The sequence below is a fragment of the Fusobacterium sp. genome, assembly GCF_032477075.1.
In the GTDB taxonomy this organism is placed as follows: Bacteria; Fusobacteriota; Fusobacteriia; order Fusobacteriales; family Fusobacteriaceae; genus Fusobacterium_A.
Genome location: NZ_JAWDXO010000021.1, coordinates 1 through 21,037, shown reverse-complemented (window position 1 = coordinate 21,037; position 21,037 = coordinate 1). Strand labels below are relative to the sequence as shown.

Here is a 21,037-nt window from a genome sequence, read left to right as displayed (position 1 = left end):
TCCTAATTTTTCTTAAACTATTAGTAAAAATGAGTTGATTTTTTAATTATATATAATTTAATTTTTATGTTCTTATGCTTTTATTTTAAAGGTTTCTGCTATTTTTAAACTTTTTTCAAATTTTTCATTTTTGCAAAAAAAAACTGCCCCTTTCACTAGGAACAGTTTTTATATCTTTATTATTTTACTAAATGAGTTATTTTATCATCTTTAAAATCTAAGTTGTGCACAGAATTTATATATCTTACAGTTTTACTTCTTCCTCTTACTACAAGAGTTTGTGTTCTAGCTATGCTTCCCTTTCTTTTAATTCCTTCTAAAAGATCTCCACTAGTTATTCCAGTTGCTGAAAATACAACTTCATCATCTTTTACAAGGTCATTCATTGTAAGAACTTCTCCAACAACAAGTCCCATACTTTCACATCTATTCTTTTCAAAATTAGATATTTTATCATTTTCAAGAGTTACACCCTTTACTTCACTTCTTAATTTTAATCTTGCTTGCATATCTCCACCTAAAGCTCTTATTACAGCAGCAGAAATAACTCCTTCTGGAGCTCCTCCTATACCATATAACATATCTACATCTGAGTCAACTATACAAGTTAAAATAGACCCAGCTACATCTCCATCTGGAAGAGCATAAACCTTTATACCAAGTTTTTGGAGATCTTTTATGATTTGAGTATGTCTTGGCTTGTCAAGAACTACTATCATAAGTTCATTCAATTCTTTATTTAAAACTTTTGCCACACTGTGGATATTTTCCATTAAAGGTTTATTTAAATCTATTGATCCCTTTGCCTCAGGTCCAACTATCAATTTTTCCATATACATATCTGGAGCTTTCAAGAAACTTCCTTTATTTGCAACAGCCAGAACAGTTATAGCATTGGCCTGCCCTTGAGCAGTCATTCTTGTTCCTTCTACAGGGTCTACAGCTATATCTACTGGTGAACAATAATCATCTTCAGGTTCCCCTTCTTCTTCATATTTATGATAAACTCTGCCAACCTTTTCACCTATATAAAGCATAGGAGCTTCATCAATTTCTCCTTCTCCTATAACTATTTCTCCATCAATAGCTATTCTATTCAGCATAGTCCTCATTGCATCTACTGCTGCTTGATCAGCGGCTTCTTTATTGCCTCTTCCTACCCATTTGTAAGCTGCTAAAGCTGCTGCTTCTGTCACTCTGGCGAATTCCAGTGCTAATTCTCTTTTCATCTCTCCTCCTATTTTTTGTTGATTAATCTATAGATTTCTTCTCCCTCTTTGATCATTTGCAGCTCATCCCGAGAAATTTTTTCTCTATAAAATTCATCTTTAAGTTCCTCAATACGTTTATTATACTCTTCTATTTTACTTTTCTCCAGTTCTATTTTATTTAAAAGTTGTTTTTTTTCATTTTTAAGTTTATTTACTTTTATGTAACTCCTATATATTTGTGGTACAAAAACATATAATACTATTGCAAGTATTATCCAACAACTCCATTTTCCTTTATCTACTGCCATACTGCAGCTCCTTATTCAGCACTCGATTTTGCTGTTTCTTTCTTAAGTGTTTGTAATTTTTTATTTACCATTCTTTTAGCCATAGGAGATATTCTGTCTACAAACAATACAGCTTCCAGATGATCAAACTCATGCTGCATAACTATTGCAGGAAAACCTTCCAATTCCTCAGTTACTTTTTCTCCCTTTTCATTCAAATAATCTACTTTTATTTTTGCTATTCTTTCAACTTTTTTATATATTCCTGGAATACTCAAGCATCCTTCTTCCCAATCTATTTTTTCTTCAGTTAAAGGAGTAATTACAGGATTTACTACTTTTCTAAGTTCCTCTCCTTCTCCTGTCCAGTCTAATACAAGCATTCTTTTAGTAATCCCTATTTGAGGAGCTGCAAGCCCTACTCCATTTTTATCATACATAGTTTCTGCCATATTCTGCAATATTTCTCTTATATTGTCATCTACAGTTTCCACCTCTATAGTTTTTTCCCTAAGTACTGGATCACCATATTTTTTTATTTCATATATCACTTTTTCTTCTCACCTCTATTGTTAAATTAAATTTATTGGATCTACATCAACAATTATTCTAAAGTCATTTAATTTTTTATATTCTGACAATTTTTTATTTAGCTTTCTTTTAAACATGCTTATATTCTTTTTATTTCCTTTTATAAAAATATTATATCTGAATCTATCTTTTACTCTATATACAAGACTTCTCATTGGACCATACATTTCTACACTTCCATCTTCTATATCCTTAAAAAATTCTTTGACAAATATTTCCAGCTCTTTCTCTTTTTTAGACGATATTCCTATATTAATAGTTTTAGAAAAAGGTGGATATTCCAATAATTCTCTATTAGATATTTCCTCTAAATAGAATTTATTATAATCACTTTTTTCTATTGCTCTAAAAGTATAATTTTCAGGTTGATAAGTCTGAACTACAACTTTTCCTTTTTTATCCCCTCTTCCTGCTCTTCCAGATACCTGTGTTACAAGCTGAAATGTTTTTTCCCCTGCTCTGAAATCTGGAAAATTCAAAATTGTATCGGCATTTATAACCCCTACTAAAGTTACATTAGGAAAATGTAATCCTTTAGATATCATTTGAGTCCCTATCATTATATCATATTTTTTATCTAAAAAGTCAAAATACATTTTTTCATAAAAGTCTCTGTTTTTAGAGCTTTCAGAATCTACTCTTATTATTCTTACATCAAAATATTTTTTTATTTCCTCTTCTACTCTCTCTACTCCTTTTCCACTATGGATAAGATTAGTACTTCCACATTTACTGCAGTGCCCAGTATATTTTCTTGTCTGACCACAATAATTACATTTTAAAATTCCCTGACTTGCATAATAACTGCTTTTAATAGAACAATGTGGGCATTCTTCCACATGTCCACAATCTTTACATTGAATATATGTAGAATAACCTTTTCTATTAAGTAACAAAATAACTTGTTCTCCTTTTAAAAGAGTCATTTTAATCTCATCTAAAAGTTTTTTACTAAAATATAAATCTTCTTCTTTTTTCATATCTATAATTTCCATTTCTGGCAATATAGAATTATTATACCTTGAATCCATTGTTACCAAAGTATATATACCTCTTTCAGCATAATAAGAACTTTCTATTGATGGAGTTGCTGATCCTAAAATCAATTTTGCCCCTTCAAGTTCAGCTCTTTTTATAGCAACATATTTAGCATTGTATCTAGGATTGCTATCCTGTTTATATGTAGTTTCATGTTCCTCATCTAATATTATATATTCCAAATTTTCTACTGGAGCGAAAATAGCAGATCTCACTCCTAAAACTATTTTTTTATTTCCAGAATAAATATTATACCATTCATCTGCCCTTTCCTTATTTGTAAGTCTGCTGTGCAGTATAGCTATATTTTCTCTAAATTCACTTTTAAACCTATTTATCATCTGTGGAGTAAGAGATATTTCAGGAACAAGAAATATACTTCCCTTTCCTTTTTTAAATGCTTCTTTTATAAGTTCAATATATACTTCCGTTTTACCTGACCCTGTTATTCCTTTTAATAAATAATACTTATTATCTCCATTTTTTATAATCTCTTTAGCTTTTTCCTGCTCTTCATTAAGTACTATATTTTTTTCAGCCACTTCTTCAGATATTTCATGCAGCTCTCTTTGATTTTCATCTTCTCTTATATATTTTTTTAAAATCAAAACTTTTTCTTTAACTAATTTATTTATAAGTTCCTTTGGAAATTTATTCTCTAAATTTTTCTTTTGAACTTCTTCTCTTTTTCGAAAATACATTACTACATTTTCAAATTCTTTTTTTAAACATAAAAAATTAAAATCGTAGTTTAATTTAACATTTCCTTTTTCATTAAAAAGAACAGTATCTGCAATCATCTTATTTATTATCTCTTTTGTAAACTTTTTATTAAGTGTAGCTTTAGTTACAGTCATTCTTTCCTTAAAAAAATCTATAAAATCATCTGAATAAATTTTTTCTGCCTCATCTTGAAAAATACTTTTAACATCTGAAAGAATATAAATTAAATCATATTTAACTTTCAAATCACTAGGGACAGCAGCATTTATTACCTGTTCATAGCTGCTCATATAATATGTTTTTATCCATCTAAGAAGTTTTATGAAATTTTCAGATAACTTTATCTCATTTTCTAATCGTGATTTTATAGGAAGAACCTTGAATGTTATATTTTCAGGTTTATCTTCAGCTATAATCAAGCCAGATTTATCCCTGTTTCTAAAAGAAACAACCACTCTATCTCCAATTTCATATTCTTTATTCTCATCTGAATAAGTATAAAGAGACTGGGTATTGTCTACATATATTTTAAAATATCTCATAACTCGCTCCTATTTTAGCTGTACCTCTATACTAGTTACTCCTTCTAAAGAAGTTCCTGCTTTTGGCTTCTGATTTTCTACTAAGCCTTTTCCTACAATTCTTACATCTATGTCTGCATTTTTAAATATATAAATTACATCTTTAGGACTTAATCCTGTAAGATCAGGCATTTCTATCTTTACCTCTTCATTATTACGCTTCATATTTTCAAAATTTTTAATTTCAGAAATTTTAGCAATATCTTGTGATAAAATATTTTTATTCTTTGTTACCCTTCTAACTATTTCTCCAAATACTGGAGCAGCAGTAGCACCTCCATATTTTTCGAATACAGTCTCTCCTTTAGGTTTCATAAACATTACAAGGACTACATATTTAGGTTTATCTGCTGGAAAAAAGCCAATAAAAGAAGCAAGATAGTCACTTTTCAAATATCCACCTTTTGTACTTAATTGAGCAGTCCCAGTTTTCCCCCCTACTCTATATCCTTCTACATCTCCTCTTTTAGCAGTTCCATCTTTCACTACATTTTCCAATATATCTCTCATTTCTTTTGAAACTTCTGGAGAGATCACCTGTCTTACTGGTGTAGGAAGATTCCTTCTTATTACAACATTATTATCATCTGTTATTTTTTCTACTAAATATGGTTTATATAAAATTCCACCATTAATAACAGCAGAAAAAGCTGCTGCTAATTGCACTGGACTTACTACTATTCCCTGACCAAAAGACATTGTACTCTTTTTAAGTTTATCCCATCTTCTGTATGGTGTAGTATATGGTTTTATTTCTGCTGGAAAATCAATTCCTGTTCTATCATAAAAGCCAAAACTTCTTAAATATTCTTCATAAGTTTTTTCAGTAAATGTGTCTCCAATCAGTACCATTCCCACATTACTTGATTTTTTCAATATTTCTTCAGTTGTTAATATTCCTTTTGTACTTCTGCTGCTTTCTTTTATTGTATGATTATATTTTCTTATTGTTCCATCCATTACATCAAATTTAGTCCCTCGTTTTATCAGTCCTTCATTGAGAGCAGAAGCTACTATAATAGGTTTAAAAGTTGATCCTGGTTCAAATTGATCTTGGAAATTTGGATTTCTAAGCGCTCTTTTTTTTCTGGTATATGCCGCTGTGGCTAAAATTTTTCCAGTATTAGGATCCATGATTATTCCATATGCTTCGTCTGATTTTGAAATTTCAAATTTTTTCTTTACTTCATCATTAAGTATAAATTGAAGGTCATTATCAATAGTCATATAGACATTTCTTCCATTTAAGCTTGTTCTTATTTCATCTTTTGATGTAGGTATTCTTATTCCTCTATTTCTAGTATATGGATTTTTTCTTTCTACAGTTTTTTCTTTAAGATACTTTTCATATTGTTTTTCTATTCCAAAAACTCCAGTTTTTACATCCTTTGAAGTTGCTGTATATCCAATAAGTCCTACCAGATCATTGTAAATATCTTTTTTATAATAGGTTCTTTCTATATTTTTTTTGTAAAACATCTCATTAGTATTCAGTTTATATTTTTTTAATATCTCATCAATTTCAGCTTTTTCTATCTCATCAAGATTTTTAGCTATAATTTTATATTTCTTTTTTAATTTATATCCTTCATCTAATTCATTTAAAAATTTCTTATTATTTAATCTTATATATGATTTTTGAGATATTTCATCAAATGCTTTTAATATTTCTGGTTTTTCATATATTCTGCTTGGATCTATTATTAAATCATAAATACTTTTATTAAAAGCTAAACTTTTTCCATTGCTGTCATAAATACTTCCTCTATTTCCTGAATTTTTATTTACAGTCATAGTCTGATTATTTACTTTTTCTACATACATGGCATTATCAAATATCTGCACTTGTATTAATCTAAACAATATCAGCATAAAACAAAATAATATTATATTTGATGATATTAAAGCTCTTCTGTTAAAAAGATTAGTTGTTTCCATTTCTTCTCTTTTTAGAAAAATATACAAAAAATAAAAAAATAAAAGAATTGTAAAACAAGTAAGCATATACATTTTATAATAAATAGTTGTTCCTATCCCAATGAGATTTAAAAATAGGATAAAAACTTTTAATCTTTTAAGCACATTTTCCTCCTGTATATTATCTCTACCTTATAATTATATCAAAAATTTTGAAATCTTGTTATAATTTTTTTATATTTTATTCTCTTTAATACTTCTGACTTTTTTCAAATATTCTTTTAAAAAAAACAGGAAATTTTTATTTTTATCTAAATAATATATTATATCATACAATTTTATATTATAACTTAAAGGAGGTATTAAAAATGTTTCAATCTGAACAATTGCCTGTAAATTTAAAAAAAATAGGAGAAACTCCTATTATGAGTGAAAAAGATATACTCAAGGAAATAGTAGAGTCTCATACTTCTCCGAAAGGAAAATATGGCTATCTTGTTATTATTGAAGGAACAGCAGATTTTGTCTGGGAGGATGAGCCTGATAAAATCTATACAGCAGATAAACATCATCCCATAGTCATTTTTCCTGAAAGAAAACATCATGTAATTATAACTGGTCCTGTAAAATTAAAAGTAGAATTTTATTCAGATAACATTGAATTTTTAAGTCCAGATATAGAAGCTTCAGCCAGCGAAGTAACTGCTGAAAAAATAAAGGAAAAAATTGATAAAGGAGAAGCTTAATTGCTTCTCCTCTTTCATTTTAAAATAATTTAATTAAAATATTTTTTTCTTTCATCTAAAAGATATACTTTATCAGGAGTTATCTCTGCAAATGGTGTGTATATTATCCAATCTGTAAGCTCTGATTTATCAATTGTCATTTTATCTTCTTCATTAAGATTTTCTATATAATATGGTTGATTAATAAGAGTTCCTCTTACCTTATCCCCATCTATTCCCTCTATATGAAACCATAAATGTTCTAAGTTAGCATCTCCTTCAGTTCTATATTTTTCATCTACAAGTATTCCAAATTTTATCAGTCCGTTATTTTCTGGATTAGTAATTGCTTCTGTAAAATATTCCCATCTTTCTAGTGCAAGACCTTTCATTCTCATTGTTTCTTCATCAGATATAAAATATAATGGATTATTTTGCATAATTTCATTTACTGATGATATATGTGTGTATTTTCTATTTTTATAATCTTCTTCTGTTAAATAAACATAAATTACTGCAGTTTCTCCATGTTCATCATTTCTTCCATCGCTTCCACCTAAAGATTCAGGTGAATAACTGTCTAGCACTTCCTCTAAAGGTACCCAAGTTCCAACTATACCTTCTCCTATATAGAAAGGTTCTTTTTCCTCTTCAAGATATCTGTTAGTAACTATATTTTTGGCAATCATCTGTATTACAGTTCCATGATCCTGATAACTTTCAGTATTTGAACCTATGATTTCCAATTCTAATGAACCACATCTTCTAAGCCCATGAGTATGAAGCCATACGCTTCCATCTTCATCATTTATAGCCTGTATAGTATAAATATATTCAGGTGCTGGCTGTATATAGCTCTCTGCTGCCATTTTTGCCCATCTTCCAGATAGTATCTTTTGTGAAGAAAAATCCAATATTCCCAGAAGGTTTGGTACCATAGCTGATATTAATTTTAATTGAAGATGATATGAATCAATATTTGACTCTCCAAACTCTACAATAGTTGTCACTCCAAGTTTACTTTCCATTATCTTATTATAATCATTTTCATTGATCTGATGTGCCACTGTAAAAAGTTCTGGTACTTCAAATTCTTCTATTATAATTTGAACTATATACTGTTCATCTTTGTAGTCTACTCTCAAAAATTTTTCTGTATCATTTTTTAAAACTTTTACTCTGAATTCTCTGTTTTCCTCTAATCTTTTAATTAAATCATTATATGTTCCTATATCTTCTGGTGAATTTGGTATTCCCATTATATATGAGAATTCTTTTTCAATAGTTCCTTTAGCAGCCATCAACATCCCTCCTGAATATTAAAATTACTTTTACTCTAATGAGATATTATACCATCTTTATAATACTTAAAACAAATTTTAAAAATTTTTATTCTTCATCATTATCATCTTCCTCTAATTCACTTGGTTCTATAAAGCTTATTGTTAAAGAACATATTTTTCCAGCTTTATTGTATCCCCAATAACAAGGATACACTCCATCTCCCCAACCACTGGCAAATATAATCACATTTTTATCAGTTCCAGGAATTGCCCAGTTCAAAAAATCTCCATAACTTCTTTGATATTCTGGATATTTTTTGTAGCTCTCTTGTAATAAAGCATCAAAATAGTCATCATACATATTTCCAAAATCTGGATTTTCTTTTTCTAATTTTTTTACAAATTCCACTGTCAGCTTTGCTCCTTCTGTATCAGCAAAACATCCCATTCCAGCATCTACAAAAAATCCAAAAAATTCTCTGCTTTTTCTATCCAATTCAGAGATGTCATCATTTTTTTGAAGGGCCAACTGATAATATTCAGCTTTTTCATTAGATATATAAAGTCTTGCTCCCATATACCTAACTCCCCAGTTTTCATCTTTTAATACTGCTAAAGTTACAGGATATTTTCCAGAAGGTACTTTTTCTATGAATGGTTCTCCTTCACCATTTACTAAACTCACTAGAGGATCACAGCAGATTATCTGTCCAGATGTTACATTTAATTCTCCAATATTTATGACTTCAAATTTTTCATTTTCAAATATTTCATCTAAATTATAGTATGGTTTTAATATTTCTTTCATTTATCCCCCCTTATTATGCTTTAACTTTTTTGTTCTTTTTTTCAAATATTATTGTTCCCAATCCAATTGTTCCTACTATACAAAAAAATATAAAAACAGGAGTTACTCCATGCAATATTAAAAACCCTGTAAATCCAGTTAAAAGTGTTCCATCCCACATTACTCTATATGTAGGATACACTATAGACAGTATCCAAAATACTGCTATAGCTACCACTCCAACTGAAAACATTGTAAATCCAACTTTAAACATTAAACTAGTATGATGAGCTAATATATCTTTCTTTTTTTCTTTCCTTAATATATCTATACATTTTTCTTCTGATACATCTTTTAATAAATAATCAGTAGTTACTTCAAAAATATTACTTAACTGTATTATTTTATCTATCTCTGGAAGAGACTGCCCTGATTCCCATTTAGAAACTGACTGCCTTGAAACCCCCAGTAACTGAGCTAATTTTTCCTGTGACATTCCATTCTGCTTTCTTAATTGTTGTATTTTTACAAACAGCTTCATAATTTGTTCCCCCTTGTATATGTGTGTTTTATATTTATATTTTACCACAACTATTAGTTGCACTCAACCAAGTGTATTTTATTTTCTGTCAATTATTAGTTGCAATATAAAAAATCCAGAAGATTTTTAGGTCTTTCTGGATTAAATTTTAATTATTACTAAATAAAAAATTTATTTGATTATTTTTTCTTAATTTTCTATTGAATTAAATTTTTAAAACTATATTTTTTAATTTTATTAAAATATATTTTTTAATTTTTCTTTAATAAAAAACTCAATTTTAAATTTTTTAACATTTCTACTTTTTAAAAACTCTTTATTATACAAAATTTTAATATTCCAAAATTCATTTATATGTTTTTTAAAATCTTCTAATAAAATTTCATTCCAAAATTCATATTTTTTTTCTAATTTTAAATATTTAATTATATATTTTCTAAAATGAAATGCTTGCTCTGGCCATTTACTTGCTGTCTCTATTTTCATGCTTTCATTCTCTTGAATTCTATAATTACATAACTCTTTTTTTAATATTTTAACTCCAAATTCATCACAATAATATACATGAAAGAAATAATCACATGAAGGAAACCATTCATCATTATATCCTCCTAATTTCTTTAAACATTCAGTCTTAAATAATATTCCTAAACTTCCTGCACTTCTATTTGAGAAAAAAAAATCTATTAATGTTAATTTTCTTATTTTAGTTATTTTTATTAAATTTTTATAAATAAACTTAAGATATTTTTTTAAGAAATGTTGTTTTATATTCTTATTTCTATAATCATGGATTTTTGTTAAAGTATATATTCCTTCATTATTGTTTATTTCTTTTGTTACTTCATAAAGAAAATTATTTTCTAACCAATCATCATCATTTAATATTGTAATATATTCCCCTCTAGCTAGCTCTATACATCTATTCCAATTTCCAAACATTCCTATATTTTCTTCATTTTTGTAATATAGTATCTTAGGATTATTATATTGCTTTATTAGTCTCTCAGTTTCATTTTCTTCTTGCAATGCTTCATTATCAACTACTATAATTTCATAGTTTTTAAACTCAACTTGATTTATTGCACTATTTAAAGCATCTTTTATTAAATGAGTTCTTCTGTAAGTCGGAATTGCAATAGTTACTTTAGGATTTGGAATATTCTCTATTTCTCCTACTAGCAAATTTGATTTTATATGCTTATATTTTGTAAAGTTATCTTTGTATTCAAAAAAATTTTCTTCCATTTATATCTTTTCTCCCTTTAAGATTCTTACTATTTTTTTTGTTCCAATTTTCCATAAATCAAGAAAGCTTGTCTTTAATTCTTTATTAACTTCTAAAGGCCATTTCCAGTTATTATACATCAGCTGAATTACAGCTTGTGAAATTAATAAACTCCATAGCTCTAAATCTGTAAAATTTATTAGAAATAAAGAAATCAATACCATTGCTACTCCTGATAAAATGGAAGACCTTACAAAAGGAACTTTATTCCTTGTAGTTATAAAAGTTGCTGCATTTGAATGTATCATCTCTAATAGTAGATATCCTCCCATAAATAACATTTTATCCTTATCCAATAATTTTGTATTGCTTCCTAAAATTGAAATAAAATATGGAGCCACATATACTATTGATATTACTCCTGAAATAAATATAAAAATATTTAATACAAAACACATTGAATATATTTCTTTTATTTCTTCTTCATTTTCTTTTATTCTATTTTGAACAATTTTAGGAATAAATACTGTTAATAATGTAGTTGCTATAGAACTTAATATAGCAAATAATTGAAGTGATAATCCATACTGAGCAACAATATCCAATGATAAATATTTTGAAGCTATTAAAGTATTCCCCTTTAATATCAAAAATGCTCCTAAAGACACTATTCCCAATTTATTAGCATTATGGAAAATTATTCTAAATAGTTTTTTATCTATTTTAGAGTCTATATTTTTTAACTCTTCTTTAAGTTCTTTTGTAAAAAATTTCTTAGATGATAGAACTCTTATTACCAATACAGAAGCTAAATTTCCTAAAGATATCCCTATAAGTCCTAAATTAAAATACAATCCTAAAAAAGAAAATAATATAAAAGCTAACCTTGAAAATATTGTTATTTTATTAGCATCTGCTACCATTCCTTTTCCCCTAAGCAATGCATTAAAATAATAATAATAAAAATTTATAATCAAAGAAAAAATATAAAGATACCATGCTATCATAATATACTTGGAATTATCCAGTTCTTTAATCAAAGAATTGATATAAATAGAACCTAATGTACTTAGTAATATCAAAATTACAATAGATATTCTTCTATAAATAGTTTTACTAGTTTCGATTATATCTTTTAAAAGTTTATAATTTATTCCACTACTTTTTTTCTCTGATATTCCCTGTTCTAATAATTCTTCTACTCCACTAAAAACATAAGATATATTTCTTTGAATTGTTGGCAAAAAACCAAAATCTAATAAAGCTGTCAAACTTGCTATAGCTAAAAAAATATACCATATTCCCAATTCAGCTGAAGATAACTTTTTTAATATTATTGGAAGAATAAACACTCCTGCTCCAATATTTAATAATTGGGCTGCATAACTCCAAAAAATATCATTTTTTGTTACTTTTATTTCCAATTTGAAAACTCCTTTTGCCTTTATAAAATTTCTTTTAAATTTTTTACTGGCTCCATTACTTCTCTTTTCCTATATGGTCTTGCTCCCCAATTTATCTTTATTTTCTTTCTTGTTTCTTTCTCAAAATTTTCTACTATTTCTCTCAATGAAATCTGTTTTCCTGATGATACTCCATAAACTTCATTCCTTATTTCTTCATTACTTTTCAATAATTCATATGCCTTTATAAAAGTATCTGTCACTATATCTATATGAACCAAGTCTAATTTTTGTTCCCCTAAAGACATATCTAATTCTTTTCCTTCATCAGCAAATTTATTTAATAAATTAATAAGTTTAGGCCTTTTGTCATTTTCTCCATATGTATCAAATAATTTAAGAGTTACACATCTAATTCCTTCAGCTTCAACATAATATTTTATTATCTTTTCAAAGGCTTCTTTTGTAGCAGCATATAAGTCTACTGGATTATATTCCTCTGAGTTATAATGCTGCCATGAAGTTCCTGTATTTATCAACAGTTTATTTTCACTTTCTCTCATTCCTTCTAAAAGATGAGTTCCAAATACTATATTGCTATTTAATAAATTATCCACATCTTTACTTTCATGCTCTGCTATAAATAAAGAAGCCAAATGAAATACTACTTCAAATTTATTTTTTTTAAGAAATTTAATCATATTTTCTAAATCATTGTCATATTCAAATATATTTATTTTATTTTTTATTTCTTCTAAATTATCTAGTTTTGAACTTTTTCTACATATTATTGTTACATTCCAATCTTGTTCTATTAATTTTTTACAAAGATTTGAACCTACAAACCCTGTTGCACCAGTTACCAGACATCTTCTCCTCATATTTAAAATACCTCTTTTTTCAAAAAGTCATTCATACTCTCAAACTTCTCATCTCTTACTGATAATATAGGTTCTTCTGTTTTCCAGTCAAATCCAAAACTATCCCATCTGATTCCATAATCACTTTCAGAATTATATATTGTTGCTACATTGTAAACCATTATGCTTCCATCTTCTAGAGACTTGAATCCATGCGCCAATCCTTTGGGAATATATACAGAATACCCATTCTCCTCTGATAATTCTATACTTATATATTTCCCTAAAGTTTTAGAATTTTTTCTTAAATCTACAATAATATCTAATACTTTTCCTTTTGCTACATAAACTAGTTTTTCATGTTCAAAAGGGGGAAGCTGGAAATGCATTCCTCTTATTACATCCTTGTTTGAAATTGAAAAATAACTTTCTCTAAATTCAGTACAAAGGTTATTTTTTTCAAATTCATCTTTATTATATGTTTTAATAAATATTCCTCTTTCATCTTGGAATATTTTATTTTTTATAATAAACACTCCTTCTAATTCTGTTTTTATAATTTCCATATTATTCACCCAACTTAGAGAATTTATTTATCTGTTCTACACAAAGTTGATATACATCTTCATTTATGTATCTCTTATACCATTCAGCAGTTAATTCTATACTTTTATCTATTGTTAATGTAGGTTTCCATCCTAATTCAAATCTTGATTTTGTTATATCTAGTAATAGTAATTTAGCTTCATGCAAAGCATTTGGATCAGAAATATCTTTTAGGTTTCCTTTTCCATAATTCTTTACTATTTTTTCTGCTACTTCCCATACATTTACTATTGCATCAAGATTTGGACCAAAGTTCCATCCTCCACAATATTTTATTGGATCTTCCATCATTTTTTGTCCTAATAAAAGATAACCACTTAATGGCTCAAGTACATGTTCCCATGGTCTTATTGATTTTGGACTTCTTATTTCTATATCTTTCCCTTCTTCTAATGCTCTTATACAGTCTGGTACAATTCTGTCTTTTGCCCAGTCTCCTCCACCTATTACATTTCCAGCTCTTACACTTGCTATACATTTTCCATGTCTTTCATAATCTTTAGGATTAAAAAATGAATTTCTCCATGACTGTATAGCTATTTCACAAGCTCCTTTAGATGAAGAATAAGGATCATATCCTCCAAAGGCTTCATTTTCTCTATATCCCCATATCTGCTCTTTATTTTCATAGCACTTATCTGTTGTTATCATTATTTCTATTTTTGTATTCTCACAGTTTCTTATCTCTTCTAATATATTTATAGTTCCCATAAGGTTAGTTTCATATGTTTCCACTGGAATATCATAAGATAATCTTACTAATGGCTGTGCTGCTAAATGAAATACTATCTCTGGCTGATATTTATCAAATACTTCTCTTAAATGTTTTCTGTCTCTTATATCTCCTCTAATATCAACTATCTTTTCTGATAAATGAGATAAAACAAAATTGTCCTTTTCTGTATATGGTTCTAATGAATAACCTATTACTTCAGCGCCTAATTCCCTGAGCCATATTGATAACCATGAACCTTTAAATCCTGTATGACCTGTTACCAGAACTCTTTTTCCTTTATACACATTATTAAAGTTTTTCATTCTTCCTCCAAATTACCATACTTTCCATGGAGCTTTTCCACTATCCCACATATCATTCAACTCTTTATTATCTCTCAATATATCCATAGGCTTCCAGAATCCTGTATGTTTAAATGAATTCATTTTTCCATCTTTAGCTATATTTTCAAGAGGAGTCCTTTCAAATATAGTTGAATCTCCTTCAGTTATATAATTAAATACTTCTGGTTCACATATGAAATACCCTGCATTTATCCAGCTTCCATCTCCTGCTGGCTTTTCTGTAAAAGCTTTTACATTTCCCACTTCATCTATATCTAAAGATCCAAATTTTCCTTGTGGTTTATATGCTGTAACAGTTAAAGTTTTACCACTTTCTTTATGAAATTTTATACTTTCACCTATATTTAAATCTGTTACCCCATCACCATATGTTAAAAGAAAAGTTTCATTTCCTATATACTTTTCTATTCTTTTGATTCTTCCACCTGTCATAGTTTCAAGTCCTGTATCTACAAGAGTTACTTTCCAATTTTCTGAATGACAGTCATGTACTGTCATTCCATTATTTTGCAGATCAAATGTTATATCACTTGTATGAAGAAAATAATTTGAAAACCACTCTTTTATTACATATCCTTTATACCCACAACAGATGATGAATTCATTTATTCCATAGTGAGAATATGTCTTCATAATATGCCATAGAATAGGTTTTCCTCCTATTTCTACCATTGGTTTTGGGATAAGATTTGTTGCTTCACTAAGTCTTGTTCCATATCCACCTGCTAATATCACTGCCTTCATATCTTATCCTCCCTATCCAAGTATATATTCTTTTATTTTCTTTATCATAAAATCTAGCATTTCATCTGTCATTCCAGGATATACTCCTACCCATAGAGTATTATTCATAATAAAATCTGTATTCTTTAAATCTCCTATTACTCTGAATCCTTCTCCAGTCTTTCTCATTTCATCAAAAGCTGGATGTTTTAAAAGGTTTCCTGCAAATAGATTTCTTGTTTGTATTTTATTAGCTTCAAGATGTTTTGCTAGTTCTACTCTTGATTTTCCTGTTCCTTCTTTTACAGATATTAAAAATCCAAACCAGCTTGGCTTTGAGTTCTTTTCTGGTTCTGGAAGTATTATTTTATCTTGAATATCTTTTAATCCTTCATACAATTTATTCCAGTTTCTTCTTCTTGCCTCCACTATATGTGGAAGTTTATCTAATTGCGCAACTCCAATAGCTGCCTGCATATCTGTCACTTTTAGATTATATCCAAAATGTGAATATACATATTTATGATCATATCCTAATGGAAGCTCTCCATACTGTTTAGTAAATCTCATATGGCATGTATCATCTACACCACTTTCACACCAGCAGTCTCTTCCCCAGTCTCTGAAAGATTTTATTAATTTATGAAGCAGAGGATTATCTGTATATACTGCTCCTCCCTCTCCCATAGTCATATGATGAGGTGGATAAAAACTTGATGTTCCTATATCACCTATTGTTCCTGTTTTTTTCCATTCTCCATCTATGTAGTATTCAGAACCTAGAGCATCACAGTTGTCTTCTACAAGCCATAGATTATGTTTCTTACAAAAATCTTTTACTCCTTGAAGATTAAAAGGATTTCCCAATGTATGTGCTATCATTACAGCTTTTGTTTTTTCACTTAATGCTTCTTCTAACATATTTATATCTATGTTATATGCTGGAACTGTTACATCTACAAATACTGGAACTGCTCCATATTGAATAATAGGAGTAACTGTAGTAGGAAAACCAGCTGATACAGTTATTACTTCATCTCCTCTTTTTATTCTTCTATCTCCTAATTCTTGAGCAGTTAAAGTCATAAATGCAAGAAGATTAGCTGATGAACCTGAATTAGTTAGAGAACAGTACTTTATATCAAGATATTCAGCCATTTTAGTTTCAAATTTCTTAACCCAAGGTCCAGAAGTAAGCCAAAAGTCCAAAGAAGAATCAACAAGATTTACCATTTCCTGCTCATCAAAGAATCTCCCTCCATAGTTGATATATGTTTCTTCCTCTTTAAATTCTTTTTTGTCTCCAAACTTTATATTGTGATATTCTTTTACTTTTTCTAGTATTTCTTGTTTTAGACTTTCTAGTTCTTTCATTTAAACTCCTTTATCCAACATGTTAATATTTTTTCCATGCTCTCTTCCAAGATATTTCTAGTTTCCAATCTATCATTTCTTTTAATTAACTTCTTCATCTCTACTCCTGTTATTAAAAGATCTCTAGGTTTATATTTCTATATTTTTATATGAAAATGATATATTAATTTAAAATTTCCTTTATTTAAATTTAGCTATTTTTTCATACATGATTCAAATAATTTCATATTTTTAATTTTTTTCCTTAAAAATTAATTAAAATATTTCAATTTTATAAAATTGTTATAATTTTATTATATATTTTTTCTGCAGTTATAGAAGAAGTATCTGTTACCTTATTATAACTGCAATAATCTTTTGCTGTAGAAATGACTTTTTCTCCAAAACCAAAAGTATCTATTTCTGCCGCTGAAGTAGGTGAATAATAACTTATATTTTTTACTTTTTGAGCAATTGCTAAATGTAGGGCTAATGTATCACTACTTACTAATAAGTCCAAATTCTTTATAATAGCTGCAAATTCTTCTAGTGACCTAGGTTCAATCATCATAATCCTTTCTTTTCCCTTAAAATTCTCTAGTAATTTTTTATTATTTTCTTTCTCCTCTTCTCCTCCAAGAATAAATATATATATATCTAAATGAACTAGTAATTTTTCTATTAACTTTACCCCTTTTACAAAATCCAATGATTTAGAAGGCCATCTTTTTCCAGCATTTAAGTTCATCCCTATTAATTTATATTTTTTATATATCTCTATCTCTTCTTTAATAATTTTTTCTATTTTAACATTATTAAAAAAGTATGGTTCTTTTATTTCTATTCCTAAAGCTTTTGAAAAAATTTCAGAATGACCTAATTTATTTGATTTTTTTAACTTATCTGCTATATTTTTTCCATATTTAGATATTAATCCCATATCAAACCATTCTTTCAGATCATTTGTGTAATTTATTTTATTATCTTTTATAAAAACACCTGAAATTTTTTTATATTTTATTTTTTTTATTTTTTCAAATATTTCTTTCTCATCTTCCAACGAAATAACCCAATCAAACTCATTTTCCAATACTTCTTGAAGCTTATTAATATCGTTTATATCTACTAACTCATCTATATGTTTATTATTTCTTAATATTTCCATTGCTGATTTTGAAGTTATCCAAAATATTTTTATATTTTCATTATATATTTTTTTTATTCCTGGTAAAAAATATGTTGTTCTTACTACATCACCCAAAGCACCAACTTTTAATATTAAAACTTTCTTCATTTCTTTCTCCTCATTTTATCTATTCCTTCTTGCAAGCTCTTATATCACTTAATAAAAATAATCTTTTACATTTTTTATGAATTAAATTCCAACCATAATTACTAATTTTCAATATTCAAACCTTTCTTTATGTACATAAAACTTCCACTATATTAAATGTATATCATTCTTGTAGTTAATTATAGTCTTAGAAATGATTTATGCTATATTGTTGCTGTTTTCCCATATTAATAAAATTTAATTTTAATCTTCCTTTTCTATTAGTCTTAATATATCTTCTTTCATTTTATTCATAGAATAATTCTCTTTTATATTTTCATAATTATTTCTTTTTAACATTTTATTTACATCTTTTAATATTTGTTTTAATTCATCAATATCAATAAATCCTTTAATATTTTCTTGCTTAAAGTTTAAAAAATACTTTAAATTATTATATTTAGGAATTATTAAACTTTTTTCTAATGAAATAGCTTCTAATAAAACTCCACTTATTCTATTATTAAAATCTTTTTCATATGGTAAAAATATAATATCTGATTTTTCCATTAAATTACTATAACTATCTTCTGATAAAAATTCAGATAATATTACTATATTATCTATTGAAGATTTTAATTCTTTATCCCTTAAAATTAATTTGATATTTTTTTCTTGGAGGATTTTTTTTAATTTCTCATCTTGTAATAAAAAAATTAAAATTTTCTTATCTACACTAGTTATACTTGGAGAAAAAATGATGATTTCTTCATTATTTTTCAAATTATTTTGTTGTACATAACTTCCTATTAAAGGATGAATTATTACTTTATTTTCTATTCCCATTCCAGATAAATTTACATTTATAAAATCATCTAATGAAATTAATGTGTTTGATTTAGATAAGAATTTAACTATATTATAAATAATTTTGTTGTTTATATGTTTTAAATTATTATGCAAAATTAACAATATTTTTTTTTGATGAAAAAACATTGATAAAAACATTGAAATATTTTCAAAACTTAAAAAAACTATATTACTATATGCCATAATATTTATGTTGCTTTTTATGTATAATAATAATTTTATCAATGCATATTCTCTGATTAATATATTTTTATTTGTCACATTTTCATAATATTTTTCAGGAATACTTAATTTTATAAATTTTTTATCTATAGCCATACTTTTTAAAAAACTTTCTCTCCCTATAAATTCAAAATCTATCTTTAAATTTTTTAATATATTTATCCAATATTTATCATATTTTACATGCCCTCTAGGAGAAAGTTGATCTATTAATAATATTTTCATTTTTTCCCTCTTTTATAATTTTTATCTACATCTATTTTTTCTATAAAAATTGTATATGTCGAAATTAATCCAAATATCGCTATATGGATATTAAAATAATATATTAACCCTAACCAAAAAATTGGAATCAAATTTATTCCATATCTAGATTTTTTTTTCCAAAATTGTAAAATCCAATATAAAATAAACATTATTCCAAATATTCCATTAAAAAGGAATACATTGGAAAGTGTATCATGTCCACCATAAAAAATACCTTTATTTATTTCATTTAAACTAAAATCTCCTGCTTTCAAGTTCATATAACTAAACTTTCCACTCCAATCTTTAAAATAACCTCCAAATCCATTTCCTGCTAGTATTAATAATGGAAATTTTAAATATTGATATACTATATTTATCATTTCTAAAATTCTTACTTTAGGAGAATGTGGAACTAAATTTAAATCATAAAATTTAAAAATCCCTAAAAATTGCTGAAATTTATAATATATAATTTCATTTTTTTGGAACTTAAAAATATTATCTAAATTAATAAAGAAAACTAAAAAGAAGGGTATTAATGTAATTTTATATTTTTTAAAAAAAGAAAATTTATCAAATAATCGATACAAAGAGATAAATAAAATTATGATTCCCTTTCCACTAGCAATAAATTTAAAATTTATTAAATAAATTATTCCCACAATGAAATAAATGGCATAATCGCTAAGTATTAAGATACTTGCAAACTCTATAATATCTAAAGTACTCAACTTATTTATTCCACCATAATATCCACCATATCCAAATCCTTTTAAAATAACTGCTGATAAAACTCCTGTGACTAATAAATTTACTATAATTCCTTGAAGAAAATCATAATCTTCTTTTTCTAATATACTTATTATGACAAAACTGTAAAAAATCACATTTACTGAATAAATACTCTTAGACAAAAAAGAACCTAAACTATATTCTGGATTAAATATTAATCCTATTCCACCCACAATAATTGGATATAAATTAAAAAATATAAGTCCAATTACAAAATTTCTCAATTCTTTATTCTTTAAATTTTTTATTCTATTTTTTCTACCAAAACAAAAAGAATAAATAATAAAAAAGAATAATGGAAAATATGAATAACTAATATTTCCTATAAATTTTAATTTAGAATAGTTAATAATTACTTTTTCACTAATTAACCTTAAATCAGCAAAAAAAGCAGTGGATGTAAGTAGAAAAATAATATGAATAATAAACGCTTTTTTTATATCTTTTATTACTAACAAAAAAACAATTCCAATCTGTAAAAAAATTATATATTTATATTGATTATTTGTATTATTTAATCCATTTAAAATGGCCATAAACAAGGAAACAAAAAAATATTTATTAAGTAATTTCATTTTTTCTCCAAATATCTGCATAGTTTCTGTTAACTTAAATTTATGTGAACTACTCCTAACCTTTTAAGGTATAATAATTTGCTCAAGATTATATATCCTCCCTAAAATGAAAGGAGCAG

19 protein-coding genes are annotated in these 21,037 nt (G+C 26.7%); 1 reads left to right on the top strand and 18 read right to left on the bottom strand.

The genetic code is table 11. The annotated features are described in order from the left end of the window. Window positions 1–179 precede the first annotated feature (179 nt). Genes glpX through E6771_RS09690 form a run of 5 tightly spaced genes read right to left on the bottom strand, consistent with a single transcriptional unit; the run spans window position 180 to window position 6,513 of the window. Window positions 180–1,229, bottom strand: a complete 1,050-nt coding sequence (gene glpX, locus E6771_RS09710) for a class II fructose-bisphosphatase (RefSeq protein WP_316091121.1) — start codon at window positions 1,227–1,229, stop codon at window positions 180–182. Window positions 1,230–1,237: 8 nt separating this feature from the next. Beyond that, a complete protein-coding gene (locus E6771_RS09705) occupies window positions 1,238–1,519 on the bottom strand; it encodes an FtsB family cell division protein (protein WP_316091120.1) in 282 nt (93 codons plus the stop codon). A gap of 11 nt (window positions 1,520–1,530) precedes the next feature. After that, window positions 1,531–2,049 carry a peptide deformylase gene (gene def / locus E6771_RS09700; protein ID WP_316091119.1) on the bottom strand — a complete coding sequence of 173 codons (519 nt, stop codon included), beginning with the start codon at window positions 2,047–2,049 and terminating at the stop codon, window positions 1,531–1,533. Between the two features lie 21 nt (window positions 2,050–2,070). Beyond that, window positions 2,071–4,392: a primosomal protein N' gene (priA, locus tag E6771_RS09695; protein ID WP_316091118.1), complete on the bottom strand. Its 2,322-nt coding sequence runs from the start codon at window positions 4,390–4,392 to the stop codon at window positions 2,071–2,073. A 9-nt stretch (window positions 4,393–4,401) separates the two neighbouring features. Next, complete coding sequence (locus E6771_RS09690) at window positions 4,402–6,513, bottom strand: penicillin-binding protein (protein WP_316091117.1); 2,112 nt, start codon at window positions 6,511–6,513, stop codon at window positions 4,402–4,404. 203 nt (window positions 6,514–6,716) lie between these two features. On the opposite strand from E6771_RS09690, the gene E6771_RS09685 reads away from it, so the two are divergent. Beyond that, window positions 6,717–7,094, top strand: a complete 378-nt coding sequence (locus E6771_RS09685) for a DUF1971 domain-containing protein (RefSeq protein ID WP_316091115.1) — start codon at window positions 6,717–6,719, stop codon at window positions 7,092–7,094. A gap of 29 nt (window positions 7,095–7,123) precedes the next feature. Here E6771_RS09685 and E6771_RS09680 read toward each other — a convergent pair whose 3' ends face one another. The 13 genes from E6771_RS09680 to E6771_RS09620 all read right to left on the bottom strand — a co-directional run bounded on the left by E6771_RS09680 (window position 7,124) and on the right by E6771_RS09620 (window position 20,567). Beyond that, window positions 7,124–8,374 (bottom strand): DUF4026 domain-containing protein, encoded by a 1,251-nt coding sequence (locus E6771_RS09680; protein ID WP_316091114.1) that lies wholly within the window; start codon window positions 8,372–8,374, stop codon window positions 7,124–7,126. An 88-nt stretch (window positions 8,375–8,462) separates the two neighbouring features. Then, window positions 8,463–9,164, bottom strand: a complete 702-nt coding sequence (locus tag E6771_RS09675) for a DUF4241 domain-containing protein (protein WP_316091113.1) — start codon at window positions 9,162–9,164, stop codon at window positions 8,463–8,465. 13 nt (window positions 9,165–9,177) lie between these two features. Beyond that, entirely contained in the window at window positions 9,178–9,684 is a 507-nt protein-coding gene (locus tag E6771_RS09670) for a helix-turn-helix transcriptional regulator (RefSeq protein WP_316091112.1), read from the bottom strand. 237 nt (window positions 9,685–9,921) lie between these two features. Further along, window positions 9,922–10,932: a glycosyltransferase family 2 protein gene (locus E6771_RS09665; protein ID WP_316091110.1), complete on the bottom strand. Its 1,011-nt coding sequence runs from the start codon at window positions 10,930–10,932 to the stop codon at window positions 9,922–9,924. Continuing rightward, the gene (gene wzx / locus E6771_RS09660; protein ID WP_316091109.1) at window positions 10,933–12,336 is read right to left on the bottom strand and encodes an O-unit flippase-like protein; all 1,404 of its coding nucleotides are present in this window, start codon (window positions 12,334–12,336) and stop codon (window positions 10,933–10,935) included. It lies immediately after the preceding gene. A gap of 20 nt (window positions 12,337–12,356) precedes the next feature. Continuing rightward, window positions 12,357–13,196: an NAD(P)-dependent oxidoreductase gene (locus tag E6771_RS09655; RefSeq protein WP_316091108.1), complete on the bottom strand. Its 840-nt coding sequence runs from the start codon at window positions 13,194–13,196 to the stop codon at window positions 12,357–12,359. A gap of 2 nt (window positions 13,197–13,198) precedes the next feature. Continuing rightward, window positions 13,199–13,741 (bottom strand): dTDP-4-dehydrorhamnose 3,5-epimerase, encoded by a 543-nt coding sequence (gene rfbC, locus E6771_RS09650; protein ID WP_316091107.1) that lies wholly within the window; start codon window positions 13,739–13,741, stop codon window positions 13,199–13,201. Window position 13,742: 1 nt separating this feature from the next. Beyond that, window positions 13,743–14,819 carry a CDP-glucose 4,6-dehydratase gene (rfbG, locus tag E6771_RS09645; RefSeq protein WP_316091106.1) on the bottom strand — a complete coding sequence of 359 codons (1,077 nt, stop codon included), beginning with the start codon at window positions 14,817–14,819 and terminating at the stop codon, window positions 13,743–13,745. 12 nt (window positions 14,820–14,831) lie between these two features. Further along, the gene (rfbF, locus tag E6771_RS09640; RefSeq protein WP_316091104.1) at window positions 14,832–15,605 is read right to left on the bottom strand and encodes a glucose-1-phosphate cytidylyltransferase; all 774 of its coding nucleotides are present in this window, start codon (window positions 15,603–15,605) and stop codon (window positions 14,832–14,834) included. Window positions 15,606–15,617: 12 nt separating this feature from the next. Beyond that, on the bottom strand, window positions 15,618–16,958 hold the full coding sequence (rfbH, locus tag E6771_RS09635) for a lipopolysaccharide biosynthesis protein RfbH (RefSeq protein ID WP_316091103.1): 1,341 nt from the start codon (window positions 16,956–16,958) through the stop codon (window positions 15,618–15,620). Between the two features lie 271 nt (window positions 16,959–17,229). Then, window positions 17,230–18,231 carry a glycosyltransferase family 9 protein gene (locus E6771_RS09630; RefSeq protein WP_316091102.1) on the bottom strand — a complete coding sequence of 334 codons (1,002 nt, stop codon included), beginning with the start codon at window positions 18,229–18,231 and terminating at the stop codon, window positions 17,230–17,232. A gap of 243 nt (window positions 18,232–18,474) precedes the next feature. After that, a complete protein-coding gene (locus tag E6771_RS09625; RefSeq protein ID WP_316091101.1) occupies window positions 18,475–19,527 on the bottom strand; it encodes a hypothetical protein in 1,053 nt (350 codons plus the stop codon). After that, the gene (locus E6771_RS09620) at window positions 19,524–20,567 is read right to left on the bottom strand and encodes a hypothetical protein (RefSeq protein ID WP_316091100.1); all 1,044 of its coding nucleotides are present in this window, start codon (window positions 20,565–20,567) and stop codon (window positions 19,524–19,526) included. Before E6771_RS09620 ends, E6771_RS09625 begins: the two co-directional genes overlap by 4 nt. Between the last annotated feature and the right edge of the window lie 470 nt (window positions 20,568–21,037).